Origin of the sequence: Acinetobacter sp. UBA3132, from assembly GCF_002364825.1 — a bacterium.
GTDB lineage: Bacteria > Pseudomonadota > Gammaproteobacteria > Pseudomonadales > Moraxellaceae > Acinetobacter > Acinetobacter schindleri.
Genome location: NZ_DEZM01000098.1, coordinates 329 through 4,110, shown reverse-complemented (window position 1 = coordinate 4,110; position 3,782 = coordinate 329). Strand labels below are relative to the sequence as shown.

Genomic DNA, 3,782 nt, shown 5'->3' with positions numbered 1-3,782 from the left:
TCATGGAAGCTCTCCATAATGAGTACACTGTTAATAAGATTAGATACAGATGTATAGCAATACGTTTACTCAGCTTTTCACTATCTGATAACTAAAAGAAAACCTCTTAAATCTAAGAGGTGGAGAAAACAAAAAATTTATTATCTTTAGAGTTGTTGCAGCATAAGTTTAGGATAATCAGTAATTAAACCTTGTACACCTAAATCACGTAATTCTTTGGCACGCTCAATATCGTTGACTGTCCATACACTGATATTCAGTTGGGCAGTTTGAGTTGCCTTAATCATTTCTTTGTTGGCCAATTCATTCATCCAACCAATCTGACAACAACCCAGTTTAAGTGCCTGATCAATGGCTTTATGTTTTACATCAGTTTCAATCAATAAACCACGCTTAAACTGTGATTTTTGTTGTTGCAGTGCAGCATGAATTTTGGCATCAAAACTGGTAATAATAGCTGAATGTTCAAAGCCCTGGAGTTGTTGCTGTAATTCCAGGGTGATTTGTTCCGCGGCAGCTTCGGAAGCCACTTCTTTGATTTCGACTTCGATATGATCAAAGTTCTGAATGACATTTAAAGTCTGGTTTAAAAGGGGAGTTGGTTCAACCTGATTCCATTCAGACCATTGTACGGCATGATTATATGGGGACAGTTCTTCACGGCTGCATTCATAAAGATGCTTTTGCTGGCCTGTGGTACGTACAAAATCATCATCATGCATAATAATCAAGGCATTGTCTTTAAGTTGACGTACGTCAAACTCAACCGCGCGAATCCCGATTTCCTGAATATATTGAAATCCACCGAGGGTGTTTTCTGGTGCTTCCCCACGCGCACCACGATGGCCGATTATACGCATGTTGCGATAACCTGAAAAAATAAAGATAAATACATGATGTCGAATAATTATGACGGAACAATGACGATATTCTGCGCCATTGGCACTTTATTGCAAAGATCGCCGACGCAGATTTTTCTGTGGAGTTTAATAAGTTTTAGCGGTTTTATTAATCAATAGTTTCATTGATATTTTTCTGCCATAGTACTTCAGAACCGCCTTCAGCACGTTGTAAAGTACGTGAAGCTACAAATAACCAGTCTGATAGGCGGTTAAGTAGTTGAAGTGAGGTTGCCTGAATATTCTGGTCACGGCTGTGTACAGACATGACACTGCGCTCAGCTCTACGGCAAACAGCGCGCGCCTGATGGGCATAGCTACAAGACAATGAACCAGCCGGCAAAATAAAGTCTTTCAGCATTGGTATGGCTTCATTCATGCGGTCAATATCATTTTCTAAAAAATCAATAGATACCGGTTGAACCAAGTTAAAACCGGGAATACAAACCTCACCACCCAAATCAAACAACCAGTGCTGGATCAGGCTAAGTGATTTGTCCCAAGTCGCTTTATCTTCAATTGAACTTATGCTGATCTGGGAGCGTAATACACCAATGGTTGCGTTGAGTTCATCGACATCACCCAAAGCGGTGATACGTAAATCATCCTTGGCAACGCGTGAACCATCACCGAGACCTGTAGTTCCTGAATCGCCGGTACGGGTATAGATTTTACTTAAACGGTGGCCCATGTAATTTCCTTAAAATTTTGATATCTCAATTTAAAAAGGATAATGCCACAGGCATGACATTATCCTCAAAAGTATTTGTTCAAGCTGGATGAAATTAGTATTTGAAAGTTACACCGGCAGAGGCAAGGCGGCCGCCGTTGATGTAGTAACTGCCGCTACCATAAGCTGTACGATATTTGCTATCACCCACATTTTGAATATTAGCAAATAACTTCACAGCTTCATTAACGTTGTAATAACCATGCATATCAATATTGAAATGACCTGGAATACGGACATTATCGTATGCGCTATTATCAGAAGATGAGTTAGCAGTCAGGGTAGTAGAAAAACCAAAAGTTGGTTCCTGCCAACCAGTCGTAAATGCTGCTTTTTGACGAGGGCGACGGCTCAAATCTTCATTTGTGGAATCATCTTGGGCCCGTACATAATTGTATGTTGCATTCGCATAAAGATGTTCGCCAGCCCATTTCAGGTAAACTTCAGTACCCTCAAATGTCGCCTTGTCCAAGTTTTTAAATTTATAACCCGTTGCACCAGTCGCATCAATTAAATGATCTACTTGATTTCGATATAGGGAAATACCACTACTAAACCCATAAGTAAGTTTTTGATCTAAACCGATTTCATAAGAAATACTTTCTTCCGGTTTTAAATCCGGATTGCCAGATGAACTATATAGCTCATTCAATGTGGGTGAACGGAAAGCTGTACCGATATTTGTATAAATACTAGTTAGTGGCAGAATCTGATAGCGAACAGCAGCCTGTCCTATTGTATGAGTACCATATTGTTCATGATCTTCAATACGAAGGCCAACCTGTGTGTTTAAGCCAGAATGATTGTATTGGTGTTGAATGTAATAACCTTGAGAATCTACGTCGGTATCATATTTTTTGCCATATGATAAAACATCACCTTTAATATTCTGGAAAGTGGAACCAAGTAAAATATTTTGGTGAGGGGTGATTTGCCATTTACCGTATAGTTCAGCTTCCTGAGTTTTACTTAATACATAATCAAGTTCGCCAAGGTAATTAGGATCATTTTGATACAGATCATCTTTGAACTGAGATAATCGTGCATTTAGTTCAATAGAAGGCTGGACTTGAATATGACCTTTCAGGTTAATAATTTCATTTTTGAAATCCTGATCGGTCAAAGCACCAAAATTATCATATTGGCTGTTGCCTTCATTTTGGCTGTAGTCTAAAGACAGACCGTAAGCATCTTTATCTACACCAATTTTGGCACTATAGCCTTTTTGTTCGAAAGCAGCTTTAGGGTTATTTTTAATTTCTTTAACTGCTGTTCCATCTGTTTCTAAGCGTTGACCACGGATTTGGGCATAAAGTCCGTCTTCGGCCAGATCAGCGCCTACCAATGATTTATAAGTTTTATTTTCGCCGATTTCTCCAGTAACAAATGCACTTGTTTTTTCAGGCGTTTTCGAAATGAGTTGTATCACACCACCAATAGCATCTGTTCCATAAAGTACAGATGCTGGGCCTTTGAGAATTTCAATTTGCTTGATATCGGTCGTATCAAGGAAAGGAATACTTGCAGCACCTGTAGTTGCGGTATTTAAGCGGACACCATCCCGTAGAACTAGCGTTTGAGTCGAGTTTGTACCCCGAAGAAAAATTGAGGATTGCTGTCCCAAGTCACCTAATTGGACAATATTTGCTGAAGCTTCTGATTTTAAAAGCTCAGGAAATGAGGCTATAGGAGATTGCTCAAGGACTTGTGGCTCAATAATCGAAATTCGCGCTGGCACATTTTCAATTTTTTCCTCAGAACGTGTAGCGGTCACTACAATCGTATTTAAAGATGCTCTAGCAATATTTTGTTCAGCAGCATGAACAGAAGATGTGAAACCCAACGCAAGTGCGATCGAACCCGCTAAAGCAGCAGGCTGAAATTGAATAGTCATGATATGTGCTCCATACATTCACTCCCCGTGAATGATTGAGTTAAAGAACACAACAAGCAGGTATCCGGACTTAAATGTGCAGGGCCGTTGCCATGCTGCCAATCCACCTTCCCACATCTCTATATCGTTGTATGCAGTGGTGTAAACTGATTGACATTTCATTTTTTACCGTTGCGGGGGCAGTGCTGGATTTACACCAGCTTCCCTAAAGCAGAAAGCTTTGACTTGTTGCAAGTTGAGCGCAGTATAAGTCGAGCAT

The 3,782-nt window shown here is 40.0% G+C and carries 3 protein-coding genes and 1 riboswitch; all 3 genes read right to left on the bottom strand.

Annotation, left to right across the window (positions count from 1 at the left end):
* Window positions 1-146 precede the first annotated feature (146 nt).
* The 3 genes from B4033_RS04765 to B4033_RS04755 all read right to left on the bottom strand — a co-directional run bounded on the left by B4033_RS04765 (window position 147) and on the right by B4033_RS04755 (window position 3,523).
* Window positions 147-860, bottom strand: coding sequence for a glycerophosphodiester phosphodiesterase (locus B4033_RS04765; RefSeq protein WP_004891492.1), 714 nt, complete (start codon window positions 858-860; stop codon window positions 147-149).
* Between the two features lie 148 nt (window positions 861-1,008).
* Complete coding sequence (locus B4033_RS04760; RefSeq protein WP_286832453.1) at window positions 1,009-1,590, bottom strand: cob(I)yrinic acid a,c-diamide adenosyltransferase; 582 nt, start codon at window positions 1,588-1,590, stop codon at window positions 1,009-1,011.
* Window positions 1,591-1,684: 94 nt separating this feature from the next.
* A complete protein-coding gene (locus B4033_RS04755) occupies window positions 1,685-3,523 on the bottom strand; it encodes a TonB-dependent receptor plug domain-containing protein (protein WP_004891498.1) in 1,839 nt (612 codons plus the stop codon).
* A gap of 38 nt (window positions 3,524-3,561) precedes the next feature.
* Window positions 3,562-3,767: riboswitch (cobalamin riboswitch) on the bottom strand.
* Window positions 3,768-3,782 lie beyond the last annotated feature (15 nt).